Here is a 26,959-nt window from a genome sequence, read left to right on the forward strand (position 1 = left end):
TAGAGGAGAGCCTGCTTTGTTGTGTGTCCATACATAGATGACACAGTGCGCGGGATTTTATTTGAACCCTGCGATGAAATCGGGTAAGATGTAGGTACCTTTTTGCCAGAATGTTCATACGGTAGGAAGAAAGCTCTGAGAAACAATCGTTTTGAGAACCAATTCAATGAAGAAGGAAGCGGTGTGTTCGTGCAGCAAGCAATCGCTATATTAGACTCCGGTGTGGGGGGATTGACCGTCGCCAAGGAAGTGATGCGTCAGCTCCCGCGGGAAAAGATCATTTATTTTGGGGATACTGCCCGGACACCGTACGGACCCCGTTCGTCCGAACAAGTAAAACAATTTACGGAACAAATCGTTGATTTCTTGATCCAATTCGATCCGAAGGTTATCGTTATCGCCTGTAACACAGCAACAGCAGCCGCGTTGGAGTATATCCGTGCCAAGGTGAATATGCCTGTCATTGGTGTTATACATCCAGGTGCGCGGGCCGCAATCACAGCGACACGTACAGGACGTATTGGGGTGATTGGTACCACGGGTACCATTGGCAGTGGGGCTTATACATCGGCACTCAAGCAATTGTCCCCCTACATCGATGTGGTCAGTCAGGCTTGTCCGGCGCTGGTGCCGTTGGTGGAGCAAGGTGAATTTCGTTCCGAGCACACGACACATACGGTGGAGCAATCATTGGATGAGATCAAACAGCAGCCAATAGATTGTCTTATTCTGGGTTGTACGCACTATCCTTTTCTCATGGACACCATTCAGGATGTTATGGGACAGGAAGTGAAGCTGATCAGTTCGGCAGATGAAACGGCACGGGAAATCAGTACGATTTTATATGATAAACGAAAGCTGGCCAGTGGGGATGAGACCCCGGTGCATCAATTTTTCTGCACTGGCGACCCACGCATGTTCCAGAATATCACCCGCCGATGGTTGGGAGAGCAGATCTCGAAGACCCCTGTGGTCTGGCAGGTGACGCAATTACCATAGTTATACGCTTAAGTATGCGAAGTTAGGACTTATAAAATAATGCCATTGGCTGTGCAACATCCCGGAACTGTGGAGTTCCGGGATTTTTTGTCATAATTCCGCATGAAGAGGCGATGAACATGATTCATGTCACATGACGGACAACCCGGCTTGCATATATATAATACAGACACGAAATTGGTGATTGGTGAGAACCGGACAGGAGAACCGTCTTTTCCTGTGGAAAGGAGCACAACATGGAACAGCAGTGGATTATCGTTCAGCGGGGAGATACGCTGCCGCGAATTGCGTCAGCACACCATATGACCAAAGAGTTACTTGCTGCACTAAACCCGGAAGCGGCCTCCCAGCCTTACCTTCTGGCAGGTCAGATGTTACGTATTGTCCCCGGGACAGGTCGCAGGTACGCTGTGTCGCCTGGAGAAAGTGTAGGGGGGATTGCAGCGCGCTTTGGTCTGGACGAAGAGGTGTTACGCCAGGCCAATCCCGAAATCGCCAATATTGCCGACTGGGTTGGGCGTTGTATTCATATTCCGGCTTCGAATGGAAAAACTATTGTGAAGATTCAGGGAGAGTATGGTTATCGAGAATTAATCAGGGATATAGACAAGCTTGAGAATCAATACCCGTTTATCGAGACGGGTTCAATCGGAACAAGTGTCATGGGCAAGTCACTGCCTTATTTGCGTATCGGGCAAGGGCAGAGACATATTCATGTTAACGCTTCCGTTCATGCTAATGAGTGGCTGACAACAGCAGTTCTGATGAAATTTATTGAAGAATATGCCCAGGCATATAGCGCGCATAAGGCATGGCATCAATTTCAGACAGAACGCTGGATGCAAGAGACAACACTCTGGGCAGTGCCGATGGTTAATCCGGACGGGGTCGAACTGGTTCAGGAAGGTGTGGTCAATCAGCATCCGCATGCACAGCAGTTGTTAGCCTGGAATGCTGGCAGATCTCATTTTACACATTGGAAGGCTAATATCAGAGGGGTGGATCTGAATGATCAATTTCCCGCCCATTGGGATGAAGAGGCAGCGAGAAGAGGTGTGACCTCACCTGGCCCCCGGGATTATGCAGGAACAGCTCCATTGACAGAACCGGAGGCGCAGGCACTTGCGCAGTGGACGCAGCAGCACACATTCGCTGCGGTTGTCTCTCTGCATAGTCAGGGACAGGAGATCTATTGGAACTACCGTGATCTGGAACCCAGAGAGAGTGCGCCGCTGTCGCGCAGACTCGCCAAAGCTTCGGGCTACAAGGCAGTGAAGCTTGGCGGTAGTGATGCCGGATACAAAGACTGGTTTATCCAAGCGTTTGGTAAACCGGGCTTCACGGTGGAAGTCGGATTGGGTGTTAATCCGCTTCCCGTAGAACAGTTTGATGATATCTGTATAGAAGTCGGAATGTTGCTGGCAGAACTGTTATCCAATGGGTAATGAAGTTAGGGCTTGGTTAAGAAGGTGTGAAACTTAACGGTAGATTATTCGTATAACAGGAACGGACGCTATAAGCGACGTTCCGTTTTTATTTTTTTTGAAATCACATACTACGTCATTGGTTCTGAATGGTTTTTCAAGAACGGATAATGATGTGCGTGTCGTTTTGCCGACATATATAATGTTACGGAGGGGTTCATATGAAGTGGAGAAGACTGCTGTCGTTCAAACGATGGACACAAGTTTTCAAAAGGCTCCCCCGGTTGCTCCGGGCTCCGCAGATTCCTTTAGGAGAAAAGCTGTTGTTTATTATTCCAGCCCTGTTGTACTGGGTACTTCCGGACGTCATGCCGTTTATGCCCATCGATGATATCGGGGTGACGTTGATTCTGATGAACTGGTTTGTAAGCCGTGCAGAACGCAAATATCCTGTGCTTCAGGAAGGGACGCCTTCTTAATTTGTGGCGAAATGGATAGGTTTAACATTGATTTCGCATCAATGTTATTGCGAAGAGCGGTAACTTTCTTTACAATAGATGCTGTAGTTTAAGAATGCTGAAATTGTTGAAACCAGCAATTACAATATAGGAGATGAAGAAAATGAACTGCAAAATTACGCGTAATGCTGCTAAAGTATTGAAGCTTGAATTGGACAAGCCGGAGAACGAAGGAAAGAAACTGCGCGTTGTCATCACCCATGCACATGGTGACCATGCTCACTACGGCCTGGATATCGACACACCAAAAGAAAATGATACGGTTGTATCTACCGATAAAGAGATTGATGTCATTCTCGCGAATGATCAGCCTTTGTTGAACGGTGTTAAAATTGACTACCTCTACTTCCCGGAAGAGGGCTTCGTTATTACGAATCCGTCCCAAGGTAATCACGGCGACCACTAAGGGCGCGAAGAAGGGGAACTCATGGCTAACGATATCCGCGTATGCGAAAAATGTAATCATGTCCGACTGAAATCGATTGTGCCCAAGTTGCAGAAAATGGCTCCGGACACGGAGATCAAGATTGGGTGCAAATCCTATTGCGGCCCTTGCGCGAAACGTGCGTTTGTCTTTATCAACGGTCGGTACATTAGTGCTCCGACAGAAGAAGAAGTGCTCGCCAAAGTCGCAAAGTTCGTGAAGTAACAGGATATAACAAGGTGTGTGGACGAAAAGGTTCAAACATCTGCAAGGAGGGGCGATGTGCCTCTCCTTTTTTGCGTTTGGGTAGGAGTGAAAAGATGTGTTACTCTATAGCGTCTTTGATCATTTCAGTAATTTCGAAGGTATCTTCTCGAATTTCAATGGCTATGACGGTATTATCCTTTTTCAGAAAATGTACATGACCCATTCGTTTTTCCTCCAATTCGACCCAACCTGTATCCGCTAACTTCTGAAAATAATCCATTGGTGGGTATAGTCCTTGCTCACCCCCAATATGTTTCAATTCGTAGTTAGCGCCTTTTTTAAGGTTAGGGTCATCGGAATAAGCTATGCCTTCAATAAGCGTGGCATTGCTTGGAACTGGAATGTCTGGGTTAATGTATGATCCCGTATAGCCTGTTATCTCGTATGTTGCAGGAGCGCAACCTTGTATCCAAATGAGCATGGGCAACATGCACAGAGTCAATACTATTTTCTTCAAATGATTTCCTCCTAAACCGGGATGGGTACCTTATAAACGCAGCAAGACAGGTTAAGGTTACGACAAAAATGAAAAAGAGAAATAAGAAAGGCCCGAGTCCGATCCATGGTCCTTCTCCGACAGTATGTCGAATGGTCGCTTAAAATTCTGTGAGAAGGTTAATAGAACAAGAGCAGGCAAAATTCCATACGGGAGGTACAGAATGACAAAACATATTACAGATTGTACGATTCTGAACAACGGAGTAACGATGCCATGGCTAGGATTTGGAACATATAAAGCAAAAGGCAAGGAAGTGCAACAGGCGGTCGAGACGGCTTTGGAGGTCGGGTATCGGAGTATTGATACCGCGTCCATCTATGGCAATGAGGAAGAAGTGGGACAAGCTATCGCAAGCAGTGGTGTTGCCCGTAACGAACTGTTTGTGACGACCAAGCTCTGGAACGAGGATCAGGGATTTGATTCAACGTTGAGAGCATTTGAAGCCAGTCAGAAGGCACTGGGACTGAATGTGATTGATCTTTACTTAATTCACTGGCCTGGCAGAGACCAGTACAAGGAGACGTGGAGAGCGTTCGAACGTCTATATAGCGAAGGAAGCATTCGTGCGATTGGTGTGAGTAACTTTCAAGTACATCATTTGCAAGATATCATAGATGAAGGCGGAACGGTGCCTGCGGTGAATCAGGTAGAGCTGCATCCGGGTCTGATCCAGCAGGAACTTCAGGATTTCTGCGGGGCGCAGGGAATTCAGCTGGAGGCATGGAGTCCTATTATGAAGGGTAAGCTGAACCAAGAGTCGACACTTAAGGCATTGGCCCAGAAATATGGGAAAACACCGGCACAGATTATTTTGCGCTGGGACATTCAAAACCAGATTGTGACGATTCCGAAGTCGGTTACCCCCGAGCGGATTCGTGAGAATGCGGACATCTTTGACTTTGAATTGTCACCTGATGAGTTGAAGTTAATTGATGCGCTGGATTCGGATAAGCGGACGGGTCCACATCCGGATCAGCTGTTTTGGGATTGAGTGGGTAGACGCTAATTGAATATAAGTATTTGATGAACTACTTGTGTTTGTTCCGGTTACGGATCGTTCTTTCGATCGCTGTTGTCTCCAAATTTTTTTTGATTCCTCTTCTCAGAGGATAAAATTTGAAGACAGCTTATGCTTCCGATGCAGCTTTCTTGCAGAAAGCTTTCAGGCGAACGCTCCGCTTCTTCAGAATCGATTCCGTCCCCTCCACAGTAACTGTTCATCAAACACAAATATATACAATGAGCTAGAGTGGTGTTTAGCATATAAAAAAGCAGCAGGATCGGGGAGTATTCCCTAATCCTGCTGCTTTTTTTTGAATTAGCTTAATTTTTTTTCGGCACTTCGCATCCGTCATCTGTGCATACGCCGCTGCCTTCTGCTTCTGTTGTGCTGGACTCAACCATGGTGAAAGGGGAACGTTCGTCCCATGCTTTCTGAATGGCATCCAGGAACACCTCGTCCGGCTGAGCGCCTGATACGGCGAACTTGCGGTCGAATACGAAGAACGGTACACCGCGGATGCCTAGTTGCTCGCCTTCTGTTTGGTCAGCGCGGACATTGTCGGTGAATTGATCGCTGGACAGTACTGCCGCAGCTGCATCGCGATCCAGACCTACTTCTTCTGCCAGCTGAGCCAAGACTTCAGGGTCGCCGGAGTGTTTACCTTCAATAAACACAGCTTGGAATATGCGCTCGCTTAGTTCAAGCGCTTTGCCTTGTGTATCCGCCCAATGCGTTAACCGGTGAGCTGAGAAAGAATTGGTAGGAATCATGGCATCGATATTGTATTCCAGTCCTGCTGTGCGAGCATTGGCATTCATCTGAGCATTCATGCCTTGTGCCTGTTCCGCGCTAATATTATATTTGGAAGCCAAATATTCCGTATTGGTTTTGCCTGGGTTCAATGCAGCATTTGGATCAAGCTCGAAGCTCTTGAATTGCAGCTTCACTTCATCACGATGTGGAAACTGTTGCAATACATTCTCTAGGCGGCGTTTGCCGATATAACAGAATGGACACAGAAAATCAGACCATATCTCAATATTCATTTTCTTAAAACCTCCATCATTCTTTTAGTTGAAACTAATATGGTTACAATTATAAAGCCACTTTCTATAATTCGCAAGGAGTTTGCTATTTATCCCTGTATGCCTTGGACCAATGGTAAGGTTGAATCTCGTCCAGTCTTTTGAAGACCAACTGACCAGCAGGATCATATACGGCAGCCTTAACTTCTTCACCCCAATAAAACAATCGTTCCTGGCATACGCCGCAGGGCGTAAGGACCTTGAATTCCGAATGCTCGTCATCACGAGCGATACAGAGGGAGTGGGTGACGCGTTCATTCAATTTGTGGGCCTCCAGATAAGCCCCTGTTTCCATACACAGATGCGTGGCATCGTTGATGACCTCTGGAGCTACGCTAATCAGTAGGGAACCAGCTTCGGTATAGACTGCACCCGCACCGCCCCATCCCTGAGGATAACGTTGCTGTACAAAGTTTGCGGCTGCATCGAACAATTGTTTTTCAATATTAAATGGTCCTGTGTGTGATGTCATGTAATGAGAGTTCCCCTTTTTAGCTTGTCATTACGATATTGCTCATTGAGATGTTGCTGTTGAACTGTCTTCCTCTCGGAAGCGCTGAATCAAATCATAGGTAATCACGGTGTCCGAGACATGCAATCGTTTGGTTGCTTCATCATGACCGGGGCGGCAAGCATTGATATCTGTTTTGTCACGTGTGGACAAGTCATAACAAGCGCCGCTTTCGTAGATATAATCATCCGATGGGGTATAGAACACAGAACCATCCGAGAATGCGCCATTACGCAGCACAACCGTACGTGCAGACCCGTCATATACGTCGTTACCCATATGATAATAGGACTGGTCGGATACGCCGAGCAGATGCAGCACGGATGGCGTGATGTCCAGTTGTCCCGAAGGTTCGTCGATGGTTCCGGCAGCTGCTCCGTCCGGTAAATGCACGAGCAGGGGAACTTCATTCATGATCTGTGCCATATCCAGTTCGTTTAGTGAACGTCCCAGGAACTGTTCGTATTGGGATTGTTCCTTAATCGAGTTGTCGTGATCTCCGTAGAACATAAAGATGGTATTTTCCCATAATCCCCGATTTTTCAGATCCTCCACCATCTTGCCGAGCGCCGAATCCACGTAATGAACGGATTGCAGATAATCACCGAACATCGTTCCCTGGAACTCGCCTACATCCAGTTGTTGCTTTTCTTTAGGTAAGGCGTATGGATGGTGACTGCTGAGTGTAATGAGGAAGGAATAGAACGGTTCGGTAACCTCACTGCTCATTTTCTCAACGGATTGGCGGAAAAAGGATTCGTCAGACAGGGACCAGCCAAGCGGGTCATCTTGTGCAAAATCATTTTTACTATAAAACTTGTCGTACTTCATGTTCTGATACATCGTATACCGATTCCAGAAGCCGCTCTCATAAGCGTGAAATACGTTGGTGCTATACCCGTTATCCTTCAGAATGGAAGGAAGTGAATCATACGTATGGTCTGCATATCGTACAAACGCGGATCCAACCGGAAGTGGATGCAGTGAAATATTTGCTCCAAAATCGGCATCTGACGTTCTGCCCTGACCTGTCTGGTGGTAAAAGTGGCTATAATACTGACTTTCTTTCATCAGTTCATTAAAATGCGGTGTGATCTCCTGACCGCCAATGCTCTGGCCAATCATGAAGTTCATAAAAGCCTCACCCTGGACAATGATGACATTGCTGTCCTTATATTTGCCAAACAAGGCATCGCTCTGTGGTTCAGCTCCTTGCCTTTCAGCAAAGAATGACTTTGCTTGTTCAACATCCGCGGGTTCAGCCTGCGGCCCGGAGCCAATGTGGTCTTTGGCATAGTTGTACAGATCATAACCGTGAAAAGCGAGAAGTCCGGTCACATTGTACATGGATACATTCCACCAATTGTTATCGAACAGGCCCTTGGCCCATGTTTTACTGTAAAAATAAATCGGTCCGACGGCGAGACCCAGTCCCAGCACAAGGGCAATGCTGCCAGCAGTGAGACGGCGGCGCATCCGCGCCTTGCCATCATTGTACGAATAACCTCCATAGCCATGATCAGATGCACTTGAATGCTTCGAACGGTAACGTCTGCCGAATAGTACGATAGCTGCGAACGGAATGACGACAAGCCAATCCGCAAAGAACCAGAGATCGCTTGTGTAGATTAGTGTAGCGATGCTGTCCCCTAATGCGTCAACTTGTCTGGCCTGTAACAATACCGGGATGGTCAAGAAATCCTGGAAATAGCGATAATACACCATATCGGCATAGATTAGTGCGGTAAGCAGCAGGTTAAGCACGGCCAGAGAGACGATCATGCCTCTACGAGGCAGCCACCAGGTCCAGAAGGACAGGAGCAGTAATGATCCAATGGCAATGACTTTATCCAGCAGTCCCATCGTAATGTTGTAGGCATGAAGATTGTGATGGAGCCACATGAGTTTGAGCAACATGAGCACAAGAAAAATAAGATATAACGTTAGTGGATGATTCAGAAGCCCGCGTGGCATGGAGCTGCGCGTAGGCCGAGTGACAACCATATGTATGTCCCCCTTGCTTTCGTTGTTTTGTAATCGGAATGTAAAATAGGGCTCCATCCATTATAGCGTGGCCTCATGGGTTTTCAACTATGCCTCAGGGAGAATTGCTTTCTGTCCAAACGAAGGCTGATGATGGCGAATTCATATGAACAAAATAGCGCACAAAAAAGTGCCCAAGCCATGGATGGCAAGGAGCACTCTGTATTTGCAATACTTTAAGAAGATTGTGGTGCTTTATTACGTGGGGGCAGTGGACCCAAGTACTGATAGTACTGGGTTTCAATTCGTCCGTTGAACAACTTGCGACGCTTGTCTGCCTTATGACCGAAATACTCCTCGAAAGCTTTGGTTGACGTGATTGCAAAAAAGGACCATGTTGGCATGTCGAGGTAACTGCGCCCTAATGAGCGGAGCAACTTCTGAACTTCTTTCTCTTCACTCAAACGTTCACCATATGGAGGGTTGGTAATGATGACACCATAATCACCCTGTGGTCTGGCGCGGTGAGCGGGCAGGACGCTAACTTCAATATCTTTGGCGAAGCCAGCACTTTTGATCGCTGCCATAGCAACTTCAATCGCCTCAGGATCAATATCGCTACCTGAAATCTGTAACGGGATATCGTCGCGTACAGCATCAAATGCTTCTTCGCGGGCCTGTTCCCACAATTCTTCAGGAATGACAGCCCAGTCCTCGGAGTTGAAAGTCCGACGAAGTCCTGGTGCAATGTTCCAGCCGATCATAGCGGCTTCGATCAGCATTGTGCCTGATCCACAGCATGGATCATAGAAAGGGCGGGATACATTCCAGCGACTGAGCTGAATAAGAGCGGCAGCAAGTGTTTCTTTGAGTGGCGCTTCGGTGACGAGTTTACGATAACCCCGTTTATGCAGACCTGGTCCCGTCGTATCTAAAGTAAGCAAGGCGCGATCGTTCAGCAGAATAACCTCAATCACATAACGAGACCCATCCTCTGGGAACCACTCCGTGTCATAAGTCAGTTTCAGTTTCTCTACGATTGCTTTCTTCACGATACCTTGTGATGCAGGTACGCTGCTCAACTGAGATTTTTGGGAGCGACCCTCTACAGGAAATTCGCCGTCAGCAGGAATCCACTCTTCCCATGGAAGTGCTTTGGTGCCTTCAAACAATTCGTCGAATGTTGTAGCAGGGAATTCACCCATTTTGACCAATACACGATCCGAACTTCTCAGCCACAGATTACACCGGCAAATATCAATATAATCCCCAGTGAAGAAAACCCGTCCATTGTCGATCGTAACATCCTCATACCCCAGTTGCTTCAGTTCCCGGGCAACAACAGCCTCGAGTCCCATCGCCGAGGTCGCAATCAATTGCAATTGAGCCATGTGATTCATTTCAACTCCATTTCAAGCTGGAGAAGGAATATCCTTCTCTCTGCTGTATAGTAACGGTGCGGCCTTGCCGCTTTCCGTGAAAAAACTTACAATGAGAAATGCGGTGAACGTATGCATTCCTCTTTCGAGATGATGCGCCAGTCAACCGCCTGTGTTGATAACAAACATTTATTATAGAACATTGGCATCCATATGGAAAGCAGTCCAAGTGTCCAAGGAGGATTTTAGTGGTGAATCTGACCCCTGATGAATATGTAAATCAATTATTTCAAGAGGATGACCTTTTGCTGAAAGTGAAAGAAGCCATTCGTTCGAACGGCATGCCGGAAGTTTCGGTTGCTGCGGCGTATGGACGATTGCTCACGTTTCTAGCCAAGACATCTAAAGCAGAAGCTGCGCTCGAAATCGGCGTGCTGGGCGGTTACAGTGGGATCTGCATTGCACGCGGATTGCGTGAGGAAGGAACTCTTACTTCGCTGGAACTGAAAGAGGAATATGCGGCAATGGCGCGTGGTCATCTGGAAGAAGGCGGTTTTGGGGAAAAGGTCGAGTACCGGATTGGCCCGGCGGCAGACAGCCTGGAACAATTGGAACAGGAAGGTCGCACATTCGATTTCTTCTTTATTGACGCAGACAAAGAAAACTATCCGGTATATCTCGACTATGCCATCAAGCTGGCTCGGCCAGGTGCGGTCATTGTGGGTGATAACTGTTTCCTGCGTGGTCGTACGCTGAATCCGGACAAGCAGGGTCCGGCCGTGCTTGCGGTTCGTCGCTTCAATGAACAGATGGCAAGTGACCCGCGTCTGGTGACGACGATGTTGCCGGACTACGATGGGCTGGTACTTGCTTGGGTGAAGTGAATGTTCTCTAATGATAAAACTCCGATGGAACACGATCTCACTTTATTATGCTTGTGAGGGGAAGCATGATTCTGTACGAAGTTTTCTGAAAACACACAAAGAAAGAGATGACAACATTTTGAATGACCGAAAATGTGTCGTCTCTTTTTTGCGTTTACAAATGTCGTTGTAGTCGTGCTTTCTTATACTTCCGGTGTTCCGTACGTTTCAAACCATTTTTTGATGGTGTCAAAATCATCACTGAAGGACAAGCCCAGCATCAATAATACACGAGCTTGTTGTGGACTCAGGTTGTCGCCTGCAATGATACCTTTGCCACCGCCATACACACTTCCTGAACCCGTCCGAGTGGTGGTCACGAAGATTACACCTTCCTCAATGGCTTTGGTACGAGCTTGTCCCATAGCTCTGGAGATACCGCCAGCTCCTGTACCGGAGGTTACGATGCCTTGTGCACCATTGCTCACGAACCCTTCGATGGCTCCGCCGCCAGCTTCTTGATAAGAGATCGCAATTTCCACTTTGGCCAGATCAGTCTTTGTGATTTTACTCAGATCGAATACGGGCTTCGCTGTGCCTTCAGGTTTCAAGGCGCGTGCAGGAGCGCGGTAGATTCGAATATTTTCTTCATCAATATATCCTACGGCACCGAGCATCGGTGTTTCGAACGTGTCTGTCCGATAATCATTCGTTTTGCTTACGCCGCGTGCGAGTTGGATGGTGTCATTCAACATCAGTACTGTTCCGAATGAAGTGGTACGACCACTGCCTGCAAGTTTGATGGCGTTGTACAGATTGGCTTGAGCGTCAGAGCCGATGACAGTCCATGGACGCATGGAGCCTGTGATCACGACTGGTTTGTCACTCTGAACCGTCATATCGAGGAAATAGGCGATTTCCTCCATTGTATCTGTACCGGTGGTAACCACGACACTGTCATAGAGTGCAAGAGCTTTATCTACCGTCTGCGACAAGTCATAGAGATCAGCCATGCTATAGGAGCCTGAACCCGAATTTCCGAATTGGAGCGTGCTAACATCAGCAATCTTCTGCTTATCCGGTAAAGCATCTACCATCTCTCCAATGGGAAGCGTACCTGCCTTGTAATTCTGGAAGCTGGTTGCATCCTCGGATTGACCGGCAATTGTTCCACCGGTTCCGATCACCAGTACATTAGGGAGCGCAGATTGTTTGGAGGAGTCCGGTACAGCAGGGATGGAGGTGTTGCGAGCCGGAGTAGTAGTTGATGTCTGAACAGCGCTTGTTGTACCTTTTACCTCGGTAGCTGCGTGCGCAGCGTAGGTTCCGATGGGGGACAACGAGATCGTTAACGCTGTTAAAGCTGCAGTACTCCATACGGCCCAGGGACGAAGATTGGATGTTTTTCTCATGAATAGCACTCTCCTTCAAGTAAGTGTGATGTTAAGTTTGTTGAGAAGAATATGTATACCATTTCAAAATGATTGTATTTCATGTTAAGTAATATGACAATTGTAGATATTGATAGAGTAATCGGTTACATTCATAGATATTAGGAGTATATTGATTATTTATAAGGGAAAATGAAAGAATATTCACTCTAATAAAGCGAGGATAGAGATGGTTTTAGTAGTTTTTAAGAATAATTAGACATTTATGTGTTAGTTAATATTACATATTGAGTCTTTTGTCCTGATAAAACGAGGTATTTCAAGAGAGGGGAATGTTGAATGCGGGTTTATACCAGAAGTGGACCTTTCTACAATTGATATGTATCACACAGGCTAGCATAACGAGAGGTAATTGGTAGCGCGTAGTAGGTAATGGGTCTCAATTGCGTTCCAAAGAGTGGTTTCGTTATGGAGTTATGTTTATAATAGGGGTGATTAACATATGTAAATAAATATATAATATTGATTGAGGGAAAAACGATGAAACAGGCACCCAGAAAGTATGCAAATTACATTCCGATTCGTGAATTAGAGAGTGTGGAAGAGCGGCTATCTCCCTTCCAGGTGTACGCAGAGCTTCGTGATAACACTCCAGTCCGATATGATGAGCATCGAGAATGTTGGGATATTTTTAATTATGAAGATGTGAAGTACGTTCTTAAAAATCCGAAACTGTTCTCTTCTGCACGTGATCGTGCCAATACGAGCATGCTGACGACAGACCCTCCCAAGCACAAACAGCTGCGTGATCTGGTGAATCAGGCGTTTACACCCAAGGCCATTGAAGCGTTGGCTCCGCGTATTCAGGAAATTACAGATGAGTTAATTGTTCCACACCTGTCAGAAGGTCATATGGAACTTATTGATGACCTTGCGACGCCATTGCCCGTCATAGTGATTGCTGAATTGATCGGAGTCCCTGCGACGGATCGTCAAAAGTTCAAGGACTGGTCTGATGTGTTGGTAAAGGGTGCGCGAGATGACAGTGAGCAGGCTTTCCAGGAGTTATTGGAGGAGAAAAAAAGAAATATGCAGGAGTTGCATATCTATTTCACTGGCATTATGGAAGAACGTCGGTTGCAGCCGCAGGATGATCTGATCTCATTACTGCTTGCTGCGGAGATTGATGATCAGCAATTGACTTCAGATGAAGTGGTAGGCTTCTGTATTCTCTTACTTGCTGCCGGTAATGAAACAACAACCAACCTGATTACCAATGCGGTTCGTATTCTGTCTGAACAACCCGAGCTACAACAGGAGTTGCGCGAACATCCAGAACGGATTACTTCTGCGATTGAAGAGACGCTGAGATATTATCCGCCAATTGTCGCGATTGGGCGGGTCGCCAAGGAAAATGTAGTGCTGAATGGACAGACAATACAAGTTGGAGATCAGGTGATTTCCTGGGTTGGATCAGCTAATCGGGACGGTGCGCAATTCGAACACCCGGAAGATTTCATCTCTGATCGCAAGCCGAACAGGCATATGGGATTTGGATTTGGCATTCACTTTTGTCTGGGTGCACCGCTCGCTCGTTTGGAGGCAAGGGTAGTTTTGCATACGGTGCTCCAGCACATGGAGCACATTCAGCTTGTACCGGGAACGGCTCTGCAACCGATACAAAGTGCCTTTGTGTTTGGTGTGAAACATTATCCGATACAATTCAATCTAATAAATAAATAATGAATGGCACATGAATGACAAAAGCCGCTTTCAGGCCAATTAGGCGCTGGAAGCGGCTTTTTCAAATAGAACAGTAAGATAGACTAGTTTATAACGGATAGGGCATCAGGATTCCCGAATCGAAGCAGGTTTGTTGTACAATTTGAATCTGACCCAAACCATATTGAGCAGCAGCAGTCCACCAGAGACGATAAACAGACCTTCAATCCCGATGAATCCTGCCATAAAACCTCCAATGATCGCTCCAAGCATGTTGCCTAGCGCCAGGGTGCTCGTATTAAAACTGAATGCCCGGCTAATCATGCTATCTGATGTATAGGAACGGATCAGGGCATTGACGCTTGGAAGCAGGCCACCCATGAACACACCCATCATGAACCGAACAAGAATGAGCTGCCACACGGTCTGAACAAATGCCTGCGGGATAAGCATGAGTCCTGTTCCTATGAGTGAGAACGTAAGCACCTTGTGAGGGCCGATCCGGTCACTCAGCTTCCCGAGAATCGGAGACATGGCCATATTGGATAGTCCTGTAACTGCACCGACCATTCCTGCCCAGAAGGCCACATTTACATCCGAAGCATGCAATTTCTGCACATACAGCGGCAAGAGTGACATGGGGCTAATCATCGCAAACTGTAACAGAAACGTCACAGCAAACAGTGCGGGCAGTTGAGGTGACTTATTCAATTCTTTCAGACCGGACAATACGGATTGTGCCGGCAGTTTGGCTGCTTCTTGACGGTCGAATTTCTCTCTTACCAGGAACATGGCGAGCATGGAAGCGACGAAGATCAGTCCACCTGTAATGTAGAAAATAGGGCGGAAGCCTACCGCATCCGCTAGCAAGCCACCAATGAGCGGACCCAGGATTGTGCCGGCAACCTGCCCGGACTGACTGATTCCCATGGCAAAACCCATGCGGTCTTTCGGAGTGGTACCCGATATCAGCGCAACAGCTGCAGGATTGAAACCGGAGATGGTACCGTTAAGCAAACGCAATAAGAGAAGCTGCCAGGGATTCTGTGCCAGACCCATGAGGGCAATCACGATGGCCATCCCGAATCCTGAACGCAGCAGCATCACCTTTCGACCATACTTGTCCGATAACTTGCCCCAGAGCGGTTGGAACAAAAATGAGGTGAGGAAATTGGCTGCAAATATAAATCCGGCCCATATGCCAATTTCATGTTCCCCAACAACGCCCAGATCTCTTGCGAGATAAAGGGACAAAAATGGGGTAATCATGGTCATGCCCGAATTGACCAAAAATTGTCCGAACCAAAGCACAATGAGGTTTACTTTCCACGTTTTCAAAGTGCTTTCACTTCCTTTCAAAGATATTTCTGTAATTCTCTAAAAAACACCATTCTTTCATTATAACATAATTGGCATATGGAGGATGGGTGTAAGGAATGTCATAGTATTGTCACGTGGAACGCATCTGCATGTGGTTGTTACGGCAGTTTAAAAAGGGCATAATGGTAATTATGAGTCCAAAAACTATTGGAGGCTTCTTATATGAGCTATAATGATCGACTGATTCGGGCAAGTTTCAAACAACAGGTAGACCGTGTTCCGGTATGGTACATGCGTCAGGCTGGACGTTACGATCCTGAATATCGCAAAATTAAAGAAAAGTACTCCTTGTTAGAGATTTGCCGACAACCCGAGCTGGCGGCTGAAGTTACACTTATGCCGGTACGTAAACTTGGTGTAGATGCGGCTATTTTGTATTCCGATATTATGAATCCGGTTGCCTCACTGGGCATTGATTTTGACATTGTAAAAAACATTGGACCGGTCATCGATAATCCGATTCGATCCGCTGCAGATGTGGATCGTTTGCGTCCCATTGACGTAGAAGGAGATCTGTCACATATCCTGGAGACCATTCGAATTCTGGATAAGGAGCTTGACGTGCCTCTCATTACATTTGCGGGTGCACCTTTCACCATTGCGAGCTATCTGATCGAAGGCCGACCTTCGAAAGGGTATATCCGCACCAAAACGATGATGTACAGCGAGCCTGAGGTGTGGCATAAGCTGATGCAGAAGCTTGGTGATATGGTTATTACATATGTCCGTGCGCATATTGCGAATGGCGGTAAAGCATTCCAGCTGTTTGACAGCTGGGTTGGAGCACTTTCTCCGAAAGACTTCAGAACATATGTGTTGCCTACGATTACTCGTATCTTTACCGAATTATCGGATTTGAATGTACCGAAGATCTATTTCCCTGGTGTCGCATCGGGCGAATTGTTGCCAGCGTTGCATAATCTGCAAGCTGATGTGATTGGACTGGACTGGAGAGTATCGATTTCGGAAGGTCGTGAGCGACTTGGCGGCAAATTCGCCGTGCAGGGTAACTTGGACCCCTATCTGCTGACTGCACCGATGGAACTGATCAAGGAGCAAGCCAAAGTGATCATTGACGAAGGAATCAAGGAGCCGGGGTACATTTTTAACCTGGGACACGGACTATTTCCTGAAGCATCTCTTGATAAACTCAGAGAACTAACGGCTTATATTCATGAATATTCTGCCGAAGCATTGAAGACTGGGGTGACGGTAACGAATGACTAATACGATAGGTGTACTGGTGATGTCATATGGCACACCAGAAAATTTGGAGAGTGTCGAAGCGTATTACACACATATCCGCAGAGGACGTCCGCCTGAACCCGAGCAATTAAAGGAACTGACGGATCGTTATGAAGCCATTGTTGGCGGTGTTTTTCCACTTCGGGAAAACACGGACAATCAGGTCAAGGCACTTCAGGAGACGTTAAACCGCGATGAGCGTGGCAATGATGTGGAATTCCGTTGTTATCAAGGACTGAAGCATGCCTATCCGTTTATTGAGGATGGCGTGGAACAGATGGCGAAGGATGGAATTCAGACAGCAATTGGCATTGTACTGGCGCCTCATTTCTCAACGATGAGTGTAGGCAGCTATATTAAGCGTGCGCGTGAAAAAGCAGAAGAGCTGGGCGTTCATATGTCCTTTATTGAGAGCTATCATCTGCATCCGAAGTTAATTCAGGCGTTGTCTACGCGAGTCAGTGCGAAGTTGGATATGTTCGAGGAAGCTGGAGCGAAACGCGGAGATGTGAAGGTGTTGTTCAGTGCACACAGCTTGCCAGCACGTATTGTGGAGATGGGTGATCCATACCCGCAACAATTGCTGGAGACTTCGGAAGTGATTGCCTCACGTGTAGGCATTACCAATTGGCAATTTACTTGGCAAAGTGCTGGACGAACAGCTGAGCCGTGGCTCGGACCGGATATTTTGGATACGTTACAGGAACTTTCTCGTGAACAGGTAGAGGATGTACTTGTGGCACCAATCGGGTTCGTCTCGGATCATCTCGAAGTCCTCTATGATCTCGATATTGAGGCCAAAGCGATTGCCAAAGAGATCGACATGCGCCTCATGCGTATTGATTCTCTCAATAGCGATCCTCTATACATGGAGACATTAAGCGACGTTATTATAAGCCAATGGCAGCAAGGGTCGGATGAGTAATGGGTAACAAGAAACGCCGTGTTGTTGTTGTCGGCGGTGGCCTCACTGGCCTCAGCGCGGCATTTTATATCCGCAAGCATTACCGGGAAGCGGGCGTTGAACCTGTGATTACTTTGGTCGAGAAAACCTCGTCCATGGGAGGCATGATCGAGACACTGCACCGGGATGGATTTGTGATTGAAAAAGGGCCGGATTCTTTTCTGGCTCGCAAAACAGCAATGATTGATCTTGCCAAAGAATTGGAGATCGATCATGAGCTGGTAAGTCAGAATCCGGAGTCGAAGAAAACGTATATCATGCAGCGTGGCAAGCTTCATCCTATGCCAGCAGGACTCGTTCTTGGTATTCCGACAGAACTAAGACCATTCCTGAGAAGTGGCTTGGTTTCTCCGGCAGGCAAACTGCGCGCGTTGATGGATTTTGTCATCCCGCCGCGTCGTACAACAGAAGATGAATCGCTCGGTTATATGATTGAACGTCGTCTTGGAGCAGAAGTGCTGGAGAACCTGACGGAACCACTGCTCGCGGGAATCTATGCGGGTGATATGCGGCGATTGAGTCTTCAGGCTACCTTCCCGCAGTTCGGAGAAGTAGAGCGCGATTACGGAAGCTTGATCCGGGGCATGATGACTGGTCGTAAACCGGCTGAGACGCATACCGGAACGAAACGAAGTGCCTTTCTGAACTTTCGCCAGGGATTGCAGAGCCTTGTTCACGCCCTCGTACATGAGTTGCAGGATGTGGATCAACGTCTGAACACTGCGGTGAAGTCGCTGCAGCGTCTTGACGGAGCGGAGACCAGATACCGTGTTGAACTGGAGAATGGTGAACAGCTAGAAGCGGATGATGTAGTGGTTACTGTGCCGACGTATATTGCGTCAGAGCTGTTGAAGCCTCACGTGGATACAGCAGCTCTGGATGCGATTAACTATGTGTCTGTAGCCAATGTGGTACTCGCTTTTGAGAAAAAAGAGGTCGAGCATGTATTCGACGGATCGGGTTTCCTCGTTCCGCGGAAAGAGGGCCGGAATATTACGGCTTGCACGTGGACATCGACGAAATGGTTGCATACCAGTCCGGATGATAAAGTATTGCTCCGCTGTTATGTTGGTCGCTCTGGAGACGAACAGAACGTAGAGCTTCCGGATGAGGCGCTCACGGATCTGGTTCTCAAAGATCTGAGAGAGACCATGGGCATCGAAGCGGTGCCGATTTTCTCCGAAATTACACGGCTTCGCAAATCGATGCCACAGTATCCGGTGGGACACCTCCAACATATTGCCGCTCTTCGTGAGGATCTTGGCAGCAAATTACCTGGCGTGTACATCGCAGGTGCCGGTTATGAGGGTGTAGGTTTGCCTGATTGCATCAGACAAGCGAAGGAAATGTCTGTTCAGGCTACACAAGAACTAGCGGCAGATTAAGTACAGCAAGAGAGCTGTCTCGAATGTAGATTTATCTACAGAAGAGACGGCTTTTTTTGCATGAATATCTGGAAGTTAACCGAGTTAATACCCTTCGAATCGATACAGTTCCAAGGAATGATGGAAATCCAGAATATGCCTGATATAATGGTATGTATGGCTGTGAAGAAGAAGAGGAGTTGCTTATGTATCCCCCGAGATCAGAGCGAAGTGTAGAGAAGAAAAAAGTTAAACGTGCCCGTAGCAGAATTATAAGGATAGTTAATATTGTATTGATCATGGCAATTGGTCTGGTGGGCATTTTTTATGTCATTAATACACGTCAGCAACAGGCAGACCAGCCGGTGAAGCAAGAGATAGTGGATCAGGATCAGCCTTCCATTGGAGTTGATGCCAAAGGCGGTGATCAAGTAAGTTCTCCAGACGCGGAATCTGATGAGACTTCGGAAGAAGGTCCTAAAGCAACGGATGAAGAGACAACAGAGGATGCAGAAAAAACATCCGGCGTAGCGACACCTGACGCTGCAAGCAACATCAATACTGGGAAAGCCGATTCCGGAACGAAAAAACCTGCGGCAACTTCGACACCATCCAGCACCAAGGGAAATGCAGGTGTGGATACCGAATCAGGGACGTCGAAACCTTCCAATTCAGCGAAGGATGTCACGATTAACTTTGTTGGCGATATCCAGTTCTCTGGTAAAGTTGCCGAACTGCTGGATAAGAACGGTTATGACTATCCCTTTGCTAAACTCGGCAGGTTATTCAAGGATGATGATCTTACCATCGGTAACCTGGAGACACCAATAACCCTGGGTGGTACCGGTGCAGTTGACAAAACATATGTATATAAATCTTCGCCCAAAGCATTGGCGGCAATGGCCTCTGCGGGTTTTGATGCCGTGAATTTGGCTAACAATCATATTCTGGATCAAGGTGTAGAGGGCTTGGTGGATACGCTAACCTATCTCAAGGAGTATGGCATAGCTCACACCGGGGCTGGCATGAACAAAGATGAGGCCTATGCACCAGCGTACCTGGAACGCAAAGGCATGAAGATCGCATTGCTGGGGTTCTCCCGAGTGGTACCGGAAACGAGTTGGAAGGCTGAGGGCAATCGGGCTGGCGTCGCTGAAGCCTATGATTCCACAGGGGCAGTCAAAGCGATTCAGGAGGCCCGTAAGAAGGCGGACCTGGTCATTGTGGTTGCACACTGGGGAGAGGAACGGGTAAGTACTCCGAATAGTGACCAGACTCGATTGGCTCATGAGTTTGTAGATGCGGGTGCGGATCTGGTCATAGGTGGTCATCCGCATGTATTGCAAGGGTTGGAGTACTATAAAGGGAAGTGGATTGCATATAGTACGGGGAATTTTATTTTCTCCAGATCCACAACCGAAGAAACGTGGAAAACGGCTGTATTTCAGGCACGCTGTAGTAGCGATGCTAATTGCAGTATGAAAGTCATCCCTTATGAGGCAGGGCTTGGCCAGGCCATTCCGATGATTGATGAGGCGAACAGACTGCTGCTGGAGCAGATGGCAAAGCTTTCTCCAGGCATTCGATATGATGCGAGTGGAGTCGCTTCGCCCAATTGAGAACCTTTTTGAGGAGGGAATCGAATGAACAACCTTTGTGTAGCGCACCGTGGATTTTCTTCCATTGCACCAGAGAATACGATGGCTGCATTCCTGATGGCCATGGAACGGCCAGAAGTTCAGTGGATGGAGCTGGATGTGCAGTTGTCGCGTGATGGTGTGCCCGTGATCATTCATGATTTTACAGTGGATCGCACGACGAATGGCAAGGGCTTGGTTCGGGAAACCGATTGGGCTGATCTGCAACGGCTGGATGCCGGAGCGTGGAAAAACAAGACCTACAAAGGTGAGCGGATTCCGGCTCTAAGTGAACTACTTGATCGTTCGTGCGGCAGAGTGCGTTTGAACATCGAACTGAAAACGCAGGGAGATATGTACCCTGGTCTGCCTGCCGCGGTTATATATGAAGTGAGAAAAAGACATATGCAGAATGATGTGGTGATCACTTCGTTTGAACCTGCCGCTCTGATTGAAGTGAAGAAACTTGCACCGGATATCCAGACGGGGCTAATTATCGATGCACGACCAGGTGACCTGTTAACCGCGCTGCGGCAAATGAATTGTACATTCCTCTCGATTGGATATACCAATGTGGACAAATCCTTAATGAACGAGATGCGAAGTGCAGGCATTCGTGTGATGGCTTGGACGGTGGATGACAAGACGATTATGAAGAGACTGGCGGCAGTAGATCCAGAGCTCATGTTATGTACAAACCGGCCTGACGTATGGGAACATGCATTTCAGGAGACGAGCAGCCGATTCTTCAGACCTTAATTTACTCCATATACACTAATGAACCTAATAAAGGTGGTTATATACCCATGTTGACTAATATTCGCAATGTATACTGTGTAGGACGCAATTATAAACTTCACGCGGAAGAATTGGGTAACGCGGTTCCGGATGAGCCGATGATCTTTATGAAACCTTCTCATGCAGTCGTATCCTTGAATGGTGAAACCCTTGAATTGCCTGCTACCCAAGGTGAAGTTCACTATGAAGCTGAACTGGTCGTGCGAATCGGCCGTAGTTATGAGCCAGGTGTAGCGGTAGATGAGCTGGTGGATGAGTATGCATTTGGTATTGATTTTACATTACGTGATGTACAGACCGTGATTAAGAAAAAGGGTCACCCTTGGACAGCGGCCAAAGGGTTCAAAAATTCTGCGCCGGTTACTGCATTTCAGACATTCCCAGGTGCGGCAACATTGCTGGAGAAAGACTTTACATTGACCAAAAATGGTGAGGAAGTTCAGCGTGGTAACATTGGTAACATGATCTTCAGTTTACAGGATATTGTGGATTATGTAGGTCACCATTACGGCCTGGGGCCGGGCGATGTCATTTTTACAGGAACACCCCAAGGTGTTGGACCAACACAAGCAGGCGATGTGCTCGAACTGGCATGGGACGGCGAATCCTGGGGTGCCTGTACGATTGGGGCAGCGCAATAAGGATTACACATCATACCTGCTTGAGGTGAATAGGGTACAAGAAAGGGGCGTGCATACGCTCCTTTTTGCTGTGCTATTAGGGAAATTTTCAAATCTCTATCGAAAGGATACGCTACTAATTTACGCTAAGGTATAAGATGTATTCGCACTCTGTGTGACCAACTCTTCCAGTTCGGCTTGTTGTGCAGCATGTTGCTCTGAACTGATACTTCCATTTGAAAGTCGCCCATCCAACTGCTCCCTGAGCTGCCTTACTTGTATAGCTATGACCTCATTCAAGTTCCCGTAGTTTTCTTCCGTAATCGTCCTCAGTGATTTGCCGCTGTACAGTTCCAGATACAGGTCTGCTTCTGAAGGCTGATTCAGAGCGCTGAGCAGTTCGTCACTGTTTCCCTCGCGAGTATCTAGGTCAAGAATGGACCATTTAGCTGTTGGTATGGGAGAGATGGCAGATTGGCCCCATGCTGTTCCGGCGAAGGACATGGTGACAATCATTGTGCCTATAATAATGACTCTTTTCATATTCATATGGATAATCCTCATTTCTGTAGTTGAGTACGAACTGAATCGTAGCTTGTCGTAGATGTAATTGTAGATGTTTCGATCTGAGAATAGTGTAAACGGGAAACCTGAATTGAAACTTAAAACAGGATAAGTAATTTCAACCTAGCGGAGAATGACTGCAAAAAGAAAAGATCACTAACATAATTCGCACTTGACAGGTTGGGTTAGTTGGTTATATGATGATCTCAATTATTTTAATACTCATTAAATGAACAGTGAAATAATTTGAACTGAAAACAGAAGCGAGCTGATTGGACCACCAAAGGCTCCCGGGACTACTCCTCTAAGGAATGTCCTCGGGGGCCTTTTTTTGTGCGCTGTTGAACTTCAGTTAAATAAGGAGGATATGGAATGAGCGATAGAGATTGGGAAGCGTTGGAGCGGACGGACTGGTTATTCCGCAAAATGGTCAGACGATTCGTCAAAGAGCGGGATCGCATCTCTGTAGAGGGCATCAGCCTTCCAGGCATGCTTATACTGCACAAAATCATTCGTGAAGGTGAACAACGGCTTGGAGATTTGGCAGAACAATTGGATTTTACATCCGGTGCCATTACTGCTCTAACCGATAAGTTGGAGAAAAAGGGACTCACCATCCGCAGACGAAAGGAAGACGATCGGCGGACGGTTTTACTGGACATCACATCCAGCGGGCGGGAGATGTATGCGAGAAACAGCAACATCGGTGCTCGATGTATTACGCTTCTGTTTGAGGGTTTTACAACGGAGGAGCTGGAGCAACAGAGTCAATTCTATGAGCGGGTGGTAGCGAATCTGGAGGGATTCTCGGACACGGTGCTGGAATTGGCGGAGAACAATGGGATACAAGAACACGAGCAGTCTTCCACACGTGACCTTGAGCAGAAGCAGCGGGAAAATACCGGGAAGAGTAACTATCTCAGTTATTGAAGTTGAATCAAGTAGTGATATTCGACATTCCATTCTACAAAACATTCTAGGGGAGAGATGATCCATGGGACACTCAACAATATATCCAACTGGAGCAACGCTATACAATCCGGATAAGGCTTGGGGCGGTTATACCGTCTATCAGGCAGGTGAGGAAGGTGTAGTGTTGATCGACATGAATGGCAAGGAGGTTCACCTGTGGAAAGGATTGTTAGGGTTTCCTGCCAAAATATTGCCTGGCGGCTACGTGCTGGGCAGCACGGGTCGGAGAGATCCGAAGTTCGGTATTCAGGACAATGTCGATCTGGTCCAAGTGGATTGGGACGGCAACATTGTATGGAAATACAATAGCTACGAACATATCGAAGATCCGGGGTATGAGCCACTGTGGTATGCCCGCCAGCATCATGATTACCAGCGTGAGGGTAATCCGGTAGGTTACTATGCACCTGGGCTTGCGCCGAAGACGAAGAGTGGCAAAACACTTATTCTGGCTCACAAAAATGTGAGTAACCCGCAAATTTCAGATAAGCCATTGCTTGATGATGCCATTATCGAAGTGGATTGGGAGGGGAAGGTACTCTGGGAGTGGCTGCCTAACGAGCACTTTGAAGAATTAGGTTTTGATGAAGCTGCTCGAAATGTCCTGTTCCGTGACCCGAATACACGCTCTTTCGGTCATCTTGGCGGTGGTGTCGGTGACTGGTTACATATTAATTCCGCTTCTTATGTTGGACCCAATCGCTTCTATGAAGACGGGGACGAACGGTTCCACCCTGACAATATTATCTGGGACGCCAGAGAGGCCAACATTATCGCCATTACAGATAGACAGAGCGGAAAGATCGTGTGGAGACTAGGGCCGGACTATACTTCAACTGAAGCGAAGCACATCGGTACGATCATTGGGCAGCATCATGCACATATCATTCCCCAAGGTCTACCGGGAGAAGGAAACTTGCTCGTATTCGACAACGGCGGCTGGGCAGGTTATGGCCTTCCAAATCCTGCTTCCCCATTTGGATTGAAACATGCGATTCGGGATCACTCCCGTGTACTGGAGATTAACCCGGTCACCCTGGAGATTGTCTGGCAATATACCTCGGCAGAAGCAGGTTTCTCGGTTCCGACGGATTCTTATAAATTTTATAGCCCATACATCAGTTCCGCCCAGCGTTTACCTAACGGCAACACCCTAATAACCGAGGGTTCCAATGGCAGATTGTTCGAAGTGACAGCGGAGCATGAGCTGGTCTGGGAGTATGTCTCCCCATACACGGATGGGCGGAATACCAATATGGTCTATCGCTCGTATCGAGTTCCTTATCAGTGGGTTCCGCAGTTGAAAAAACCGCAGGAGATTGCCATCGAAGCTATTGATGTCTCCACCTACAGGGTACCGGGAGCAGCACCCAAAGGTTCTGCATCCATCGTGAGCGTAGAGACAACTCTTCCATTTATGGAGGGGGCAGCCTGTGTGGCAACGTCGGATGAAGGCAAGTCAGGCGGTTAGGCGTCAAGAATCATGACTAGATCGAATGGGGTGTATATTGTGAGAAAACCATCCATAGTAACCGGCATATTGATATTATTCCTGGCTACGGCACTCCTATTATCCGGATGCAGTTCAAACGCAGCAGGATCGGGAACCCAAGCCGCTACCGGCAAAAATGCCGATAATGTAAAAATTCGAATCGCAGATACGAGTACCAACCCAACGTTCAGGGTAGCCATTGCCAAAGGTTTTTTTGAAAACAGAGGCATTGATGCAGAGAGTATTACGTTTGGTTCACCGGCTGAAGGTGTAAATGCACTATTTATCAAACAGGTAGATATTGCGTATGGGGCAGATTTCCCCGTTTTGAATGCTCTGGCTAAAGGGGAATATTCAGTCATCGCTTCTGCAGGTCAGGCTACGGATGAAGCGGCAGCTGCCTGGAAGCTGTATGCAAGGGAGGATATTCAGAGCGGAGCGGATTTGAAGGGCAAGAAAGTAAGCTTCATTCGAGGCACATTTATTCCATATCTATGGGATGAATATTTGAAGGATCAGGGATTGGCGCTCAGTGATGTGACGCAAATTGGTCAGGGGGCTTTTGATGAGTCCTACATCGCACTGAAACAGGGAGCCCTTGATGCCACTTGGGTAATCGGTTCCGCGTTAACTGATAAATTCGATGCACTCGAAGGAGTGCATCAGCTGACGGATATGTCCCAGACGCCTATACGCCTTGGTATGGGGCTGATATCGAGTAATGAATTCATTCAGGCAAACCCCGAGACGGTAAGTGATTTTCTTGCGGCGCTTGATGAGGCATCCACGTATGCTCAAGCGCATCCTGAAGAGGTTGCAGATCTGATGTATCAAGAGACCAAACAGCCTAAAGATGCCACGTTGAAAGACCTTCCGATCAATCCATGGGAAGTTGGATTTACGCAGGCTGCTTATGATAGTTTGGCAGGTCAGAAGAAATATATGGTGGACACCGGAATCATCGAACAGGATTTTGATCTCGACACCAAACTCAATCTGACTTCTCTCCAACAGACGCTGCCGGATAAAGTGACATACCGTAAATAATTTATTTTCAAATGGGAGGTGTCCGTTATGTCCTTACCTGCAACTCAGCATACCATTCATATTGAACAGCTTCGGAAAACGTATCATGCCCCGAGCAATGGGGATGTGCATTATATCATTAAGGATGTCGATCTGGTCATCAAGGGAGGAGAATTCTTTGTCCTGCTTGGTCCCAGCGGGTGCGGAAAGTCAACGTTGCTGAACATGATCGCGGGTTTTATCTCCAAGTCGGGGGGACAACTTAAGGTAGATAACAAGGAGATTGACAGACCGGGCAGGGATCGGGCGATGGTATTTCAGCAGGCGGATTCGTCTCTCTTTCCATGGTTAACCGTGAGGGAGAATGTTGAATTCGGGCTTCGAATGTCCAAGGTGCCTAAGACACAACGGCGTGAGATCTCTGATCGTTACATTCAGCTTGTTGGACTGAGTGCTCATGAGGGCAAATTTCCAAAAGAGCTATCAGGTGGCATGAAGCAGCGGGTTCAATTGGCCCGCGTACTTGCGAATGACTCGGCGATCTTGCTGATGGATGAGCCATTCGGCGCGCTGGACGCGATGACGCGGAGGACTATGCAGAAGGAACTGGTGAATATCTGGAAAGAAACCCATAAGACCGTTATCTTTGTCACCCACGATATTCAGGAGGCGTTATTGCTTGGTGAGCGCATAGGCATTATGTCCGTAGGTCCATCTTCGAATATAACAGATATTTACCACAACAACTTACCTTACCCGAGGAACATCGCCTCGTCTGAGTTCAACACCCTGTATGACCGAATTCAAGGCCACTTTGAAGAATAACTGA

At 47.4% G+C, this 26,959-nt stretch carries 26 protein-coding genes; 18 read left to right on the forward strand and 8 right to left on the reverse strand.

Going from position 1 to position 26,959, the window contains the following annotated elements; all coding sequences use genetic code 11:
• Positions 1-189 precede the first annotated feature (189 nt).
• The 5 genes from racE to MHI06_RS10070 all read left to right on the forward strand — a co-directional run bounded on the left by racE (position 190) and on the right by MHI06_RS10070 (position 3,590).
• A complete protein-coding gene (gene racE / locus MHI06_RS10050) occupies positions 190-999 on the forward strand; it encodes a glutamate racemase (RefSeq protein ID WP_340401370.1) in 810 nt (269 codons plus the stop codon).
• A 236-nt stretch (positions 1,000-1,235) separates the two neighbouring features.
• The gene (locus tag MHI06_RS10055) at positions 1,236-2,444 is read left to right on the forward strand and encodes a M14 family metallopeptidase (protein WP_340401371.1); all 1,209 of its coding nucleotides are present in this window, start codon (positions 1,236-1,238) and stop codon (positions 2,442-2,444) included.
• Positions 2,445-2,644: 200 nt separating this feature from the next.
• On the forward strand, positions 2,645-2,902 hold the full coding sequence (locus tag MHI06_RS10060; protein WP_036670081.1) for a hypothetical protein: 258 nt from the start codon (positions 2,645-2,647) through the stop codon (positions 2,900-2,902).
• Between the two features lie 142 nt (positions 2,903-3,044).
• The gene (locus tag MHI06_RS10065) at positions 3,045-3,347 is read left to right on the forward strand and encodes a heme biosynthesis protein HemY (RefSeq protein ID WP_036609727.1); all 303 of its coding nucleotides are present in this window, start codon (positions 3,045-3,047) and stop codon (positions 3,345-3,347) included.
• 21 nt (positions 3,348-3,368) lie between these two features.
• Positions 3,369-3,590 carry a DUF1450 domain-containing protein gene (locus tag MHI06_RS10070; RefSeq protein ID WP_017689421.1) on the forward strand — a complete coding sequence of 74 codons (222 nt, stop codon included), beginning with the start codon at positions 3,369-3,371 and terminating at the stop codon, positions 3,588-3,590.
• 100 nt (positions 3,591-3,690) lie between these two features.
• Here the strand turns inward: MHI06_RS10070 and MHI06_RS10075 are convergent, their stop codons facing one another.
• Complete coding sequence (locus MHI06_RS10075) at positions 3,691-4,089, reverse strand: hypothetical protein (RefSeq protein ID WP_340401372.1); 399 nt, start codon at positions 4,087-4,089, stop codon at positions 3,691-3,693.
• 202 nt (positions 4,090-4,291) lie between these two features.
• Between MHI06_RS10075 and MHI06_RS10080 the strand changes: the two genes are divergently transcribed.
• Entirely contained in the window at positions 4,292-5,122 is an 831-nt protein-coding gene (locus tag MHI06_RS10080; protein WP_062833610.1) for an aldo/keto reductase, read from the forward strand.
• Positions 5,123-5,454: 332 nt separating this feature from the next.
• Here MHI06_RS10080 and MHI06_RS10085 read toward each other — a convergent pair whose 3' ends face one another.
• From MHI06_RS10085 to MHI06_RS10100, 4 genes are all read right to left on the reverse strand, one after another.
• Positions 5,455-6,180, reverse strand: coding sequence for a DsbA family oxidoreductase (locus tag MHI06_RS10085; RefSeq protein WP_340401373.1), 726 nt, complete (start codon positions 6,178-6,180; stop codon positions 5,455-5,457).
• A gap of 85 nt (positions 6,181-6,265) precedes the next feature.
• On the reverse strand, positions 6,266-6,691 hold the full coding sequence (locus MHI06_RS10090) for a cytidine deaminase (RefSeq protein ID WP_340401374.1): 426 nt from the start codon (positions 6,689-6,691) through the stop codon (positions 6,266-6,268).
• A gap of 42 nt (positions 6,692-6,733) precedes the next feature.
• Complete coding sequence (locus MHI06_RS10095) at positions 6,734-8,734, reverse strand: LTA synthase family protein (RefSeq protein WP_340401375.1); 2,001 nt, start codon at positions 8,732-8,734, stop codon at positions 6,734-6,736.
• Positions 8,735-8,949: 215 nt separating this feature from the next.
• Complete coding sequence (locus MHI06_RS10100; protein ID WP_062833614.1) at positions 8,950-10,104, reverse strand: class I SAM-dependent RNA methyltransferase; 1,155 nt, start codon at positions 10,102-10,104, stop codon at positions 8,950-8,952.
• A 239-nt stretch (positions 10,105-10,343) separates the two neighbouring features.
• Between MHI06_RS10100 and MHI06_RS10105 the strand changes: the two genes are divergently transcribed.
• Positions 10,344-10,976: an O-methyltransferase gene (locus MHI06_RS10105; RefSeq protein ID WP_169478642.1), complete on the forward strand. Its 633-nt coding sequence runs from the start codon at positions 10,344-10,346 to the stop codon at positions 10,974-10,976.
• Between the two features lie 182 nt (positions 10,977-11,158).
• Here MHI06_RS10105 and MHI06_RS10110 read toward each other — a convergent pair whose 3' ends face one another.
• Entirely contained in the window at positions 11,159-12,367 is a 1,209-nt protein-coding gene (locus MHI06_RS10110; RefSeq protein ID WP_340401376.1) for an asparaginase, read from the reverse strand.
• A 519-nt stretch (positions 12,368-12,886) separates the two neighbouring features.
• On the opposite strand from MHI06_RS10110, the gene MHI06_RS10115 reads away from it, so the two are divergent.
• The gene (locus tag MHI06_RS10115; protein WP_340401377.1) at positions 12,887-14,089 is read left to right on the forward strand and encodes a cytochrome P450; all 1,203 of its coding nucleotides are present in this window, start codon (positions 12,887-12,889) and stop codon (positions 14,087-14,089) included.
• 105 nt (positions 14,090-14,194) lie between these two features.
• On the opposite strand, the gene MHI06_RS10120 is transcribed toward MHI06_RS10115, so the two are convergent.
• On the reverse strand, positions 14,195-15,406 hold the full coding sequence (locus MHI06_RS10120) for an MFS transporter (protein WP_169478639.1): 1,212 nt from the start codon (positions 15,404-15,406) through the stop codon (positions 14,195-14,197).
• A gap of 204 nt (positions 15,407-15,610) precedes the next feature.
• Here MHI06_RS10120 and hemE point away from each other — a divergent pair, with 204 nt between their 5' ends.
• The 6 genes from hemE (at position 15,611) to MHI06_RS10150 (ending at position 22,097) form a co-directional block, all read left to right on the forward strand.
• Positions 15,611-16,675 carry a uroporphyrinogen decarboxylase gene (gene hemE, locus MHI06_RS10125; protein WP_264929678.1) on the forward strand — a complete coding sequence of 355 codons (1,065 nt, stop codon included), beginning with the start codon at positions 15,611-15,613 and terminating at the stop codon, positions 16,673-16,675.
• Positions 16,668-17,618 (forward strand): ferrochelatase, encoded by a 951-nt coding sequence (gene hemH / locus MHI06_RS10130; protein WP_340401378.1) that lies wholly within the window; start codon positions 16,668-16,670, stop codon positions 17,616-17,618. The genes hemE and hemH overlap by 8 nt, the downstream gene beginning before the upstream one ends.
• Positions 17,618-19,042: a protoporphyrinogen oxidase gene (gene hemY / locus MHI06_RS10135; protein ID WP_340401379.1), complete on the forward strand. Its 1,425-nt coding sequence runs from the start codon at positions 17,618-17,620 to the stop codon at positions 19,040-19,042. The genes hemH and hemY overlap by 1 nt, the downstream gene beginning before the upstream one ends.
• Positions 19,043-19,227: 185 nt before the next feature.
• On the forward strand, positions 19,228-20,640 hold the full coding sequence (locus tag MHI06_RS10140) for a CapA family protein (RefSeq protein ID WP_340401380.1): 1,413 nt from the start codon (positions 19,228-19,230) through the stop codon (positions 20,638-20,640).
• Positions 20,641-20,664: 24 nt separating this feature from the next.
• Complete coding sequence (locus MHI06_RS10145; RefSeq protein WP_340401381.1) at positions 20,665-21,417, forward strand: glycerophosphodiester phosphodiesterase family protein; 753 nt, start codon at positions 20,665-20,667, stop codon at positions 21,415-21,417.
• A 47-nt stretch (positions 21,418-21,464) separates the two neighbouring features.
• The gene (locus MHI06_RS10150; protein WP_340401382.1) at positions 21,465-22,097 is read left to right on the forward strand and encodes a fumarylacetoacetate hydrolase family protein; all 633 of its coding nucleotides are present in this window, start codon (positions 21,465-21,467) and stop codon (positions 22,095-22,097) included.
• Positions 22,098-22,217: 120 nt separating this feature from the next.
• Here MHI06_RS10150 and MHI06_RS10155 read toward each other — a convergent pair whose 3' ends face one another.
• Positions 22,218-22,625 (reverse strand): hypothetical protein, encoded by a 408-nt coding sequence (locus tag MHI06_RS10155; RefSeq protein ID WP_340401383.1) that lies wholly within the window; start codon positions 22,623-22,625, stop codon positions 22,218-22,220.
• A 387-nt stretch (positions 22,626-23,012) separates the two neighbouring features.
• On the opposite strand from MHI06_RS10155, the gene MHI06_RS10160 reads away from it, so the two are divergent.
• The 4 genes from MHI06_RS10160 to MHI06_RS10175 all read left to right on the forward strand — a co-directional run bounded on the left by MHI06_RS10160 (position 23,013) and on the right by MHI06_RS10175 (position 26,955).
• A complete protein-coding gene (locus MHI06_RS10160) occupies positions 23,013-23,570 on the forward strand; it encodes a MarR family transcriptional regulator (RefSeq protein ID WP_340401384.1) in 558 nt (185 codons plus the stop codon).
• A 64-nt stretch (positions 23,571-23,634) separates the two neighbouring features.
• A complete protein-coding gene (locus MHI06_RS10165) occupies positions 23,635-25,083 on the forward strand; it encodes an aryl-sulfate sulfotransferase (protein ID WP_340401385.1) in 1,449 nt (482 codons plus the stop codon).
• 12 nt (positions 25,084-25,095) lie between these two features.
• Positions 25,096-26,151, forward strand: a complete 1,056-nt coding sequence (locus tag MHI06_RS10170; protein WP_340401386.1) for an ABC transporter substrate-binding protein — start codon at positions 25,096-25,098, stop codon at positions 26,149-26,151.
• 27 nt (positions 26,152-26,178) lie between these two features.
• On the forward strand, positions 26,179-26,955 hold the full coding sequence (locus MHI06_RS10175; protein ID WP_062833628.1) for an ABC transporter ATP-binding protein: 777 nt from the start codon (positions 26,179-26,181) through the stop codon (positions 26,953-26,955).
• The last annotated feature ends 4 nt before the right edge of the window (positions 26,956-26,959 follow it).

The sequence above is a fragment of the Paenibacillus sp. FSL H8-0079 genome, assembly GCF_037991315.1.
Lineage (GTDB): Bacteria > Bacillota > Bacilli > Paenibacillales > Paenibacillaceae > Paenibacillus.

Coding starts and splice junctions, on each gene's coding strand:
- MHI06_RS10085 (WP_340401373.1), bottom strand. CDS start 6,180: ATGAATATTGAGATATGGTCTGATTTTCTGTGTCCATTCTGTTATATC.
- MHI06_RS10175 (WP_062833628.1), top strand. CDS start 26,179: ATGTCCTTACCTGCAACTCAGCATACCATTCATATTGAACAGCTTCGG.
- hemH (WP_340401378.1), top strand. CDS start 16,668: ATGACTAATACGATAGGTGTACTGGTGATGTCATATGGCACACCAGAA.
- MHI06_RS10070 (WP_017689421.1), top strand. CDS start 3,369: ATGGCTAACGATATCCGCGTATGCGAAAAATGTAATCATGTCCGACTG.
- MHI06_RS10150 (WP_340401382.1), top strand. CDS start 21,465: ATGTTGACTAATATTCGCAATGTATACTGTGTAGGACGCAATTATAAA.
- MHI06_RS10155 (WP_340401383.1), bottom strand. CDS start 22,625: ATGAATATGAAAAGAGTCATTATTATAGGCACAATGATTGTCACCATG.
- MHI06_RS10140 (WP_340401380.1), top strand. CDS start 19,228: ATGTATCCCCCGAGATCAGAGCGAAGTGTAGAGAAGAAAAAAGTTAAA.
- hemY (WP_340401379.1), top strand. CDS start 17,618: ATGGGTAACAAGAAACGCCGTGTTGTTGTTGTCGGCGGTGGCCTCACT.
- MHI06_RS10160 (WP_340401384.1), top strand. CDS start 23,013: ATGAGCGATAGAGATTGGGAAGCGTTGGAGCGGACGGACTGGTTATTC.
- MHI06_RS10100 (WP_062833614.1), bottom strand. CDS start 10,104: ATGGCTCAATTGCAATTGATTGCGACCTCGGCGATGGGACTCGAGGCT.
- MHI06_RS10110 (WP_340401376.1), bottom strand. CDS start 12,367: ATGAGAAAAACATCCAATCTTCGTCCCTGGGCCGTATGGAGTACTGCA.
- MHI06_RS10115 (WP_340401377.1), top strand. CDS start 12,887: ATGAAACAGGCACCCAGAAAGTATGCAAATTACATTCCGATTCGTGAA.
- MHI06_RS10170 (WP_340401386.1), top strand. CDS start 25,096: ATGACTAGATCGAATGGGGTGTATATTGTGAGAAAACCATCCATAGTA.
- MHI06_RS10060 (WP_036670081.1), top strand. CDS start 2,645: ATGAAGTGGAGAAGACTGCTGTCGTTCAAACGATGGACACAAGTTTTC.
- MHI06_RS10145 (WP_340401381.1), top strand. CDS start 20,665: ATGAACAACCTTTGTGTAGCGCACCGTGGATTTTCTTCCATTGCACCA.
- hemE (WP_264929678.1), top strand. CDS start 15,611: ATGAGCTATAATGATCGACTGATTCGGGCAAGTTTCAAACAACAGGTA.
- MHI06_RS10095 (WP_340401375.1), bottom strand. CDS start 8,734: ATGGTTGTCACTCGGCCTACGCGCAGCTCCATGCCACGCGGGCTTCTG.
- MHI06_RS10090 (WP_340401374.1), bottom strand. CDS start 6,691: ATGACATCACACACAGGACCATTTAATATTGAAAAACAATTGTTCGAT.
- MHI06_RS10065 (WP_036609727.1), top strand. CDS start 3,045: ATGAACTGCAAAATTACGCGTAATGCTGCTAAAGTATTGAAGCTTGAA.
- MHI06_RS10055 (WP_340401371.1), top strand. CDS start 1,236: ATGGAACAGCAGTGGATTATCGTTCAGCGGGGAGATACGCTGCCGCGA.
- MHI06_RS10080 (WP_062833610.1), top strand. CDS start 4,292: ATGACAAAACATATTACAGATTGTACGATTCTGAACAACGGAGTAACG.
- MHI06_RS10165 (WP_340401385.1), top strand. CDS start 23,635: ATGGGACACTCAACAATATATCCAACTGGAGCAACGCTATACAATCCG.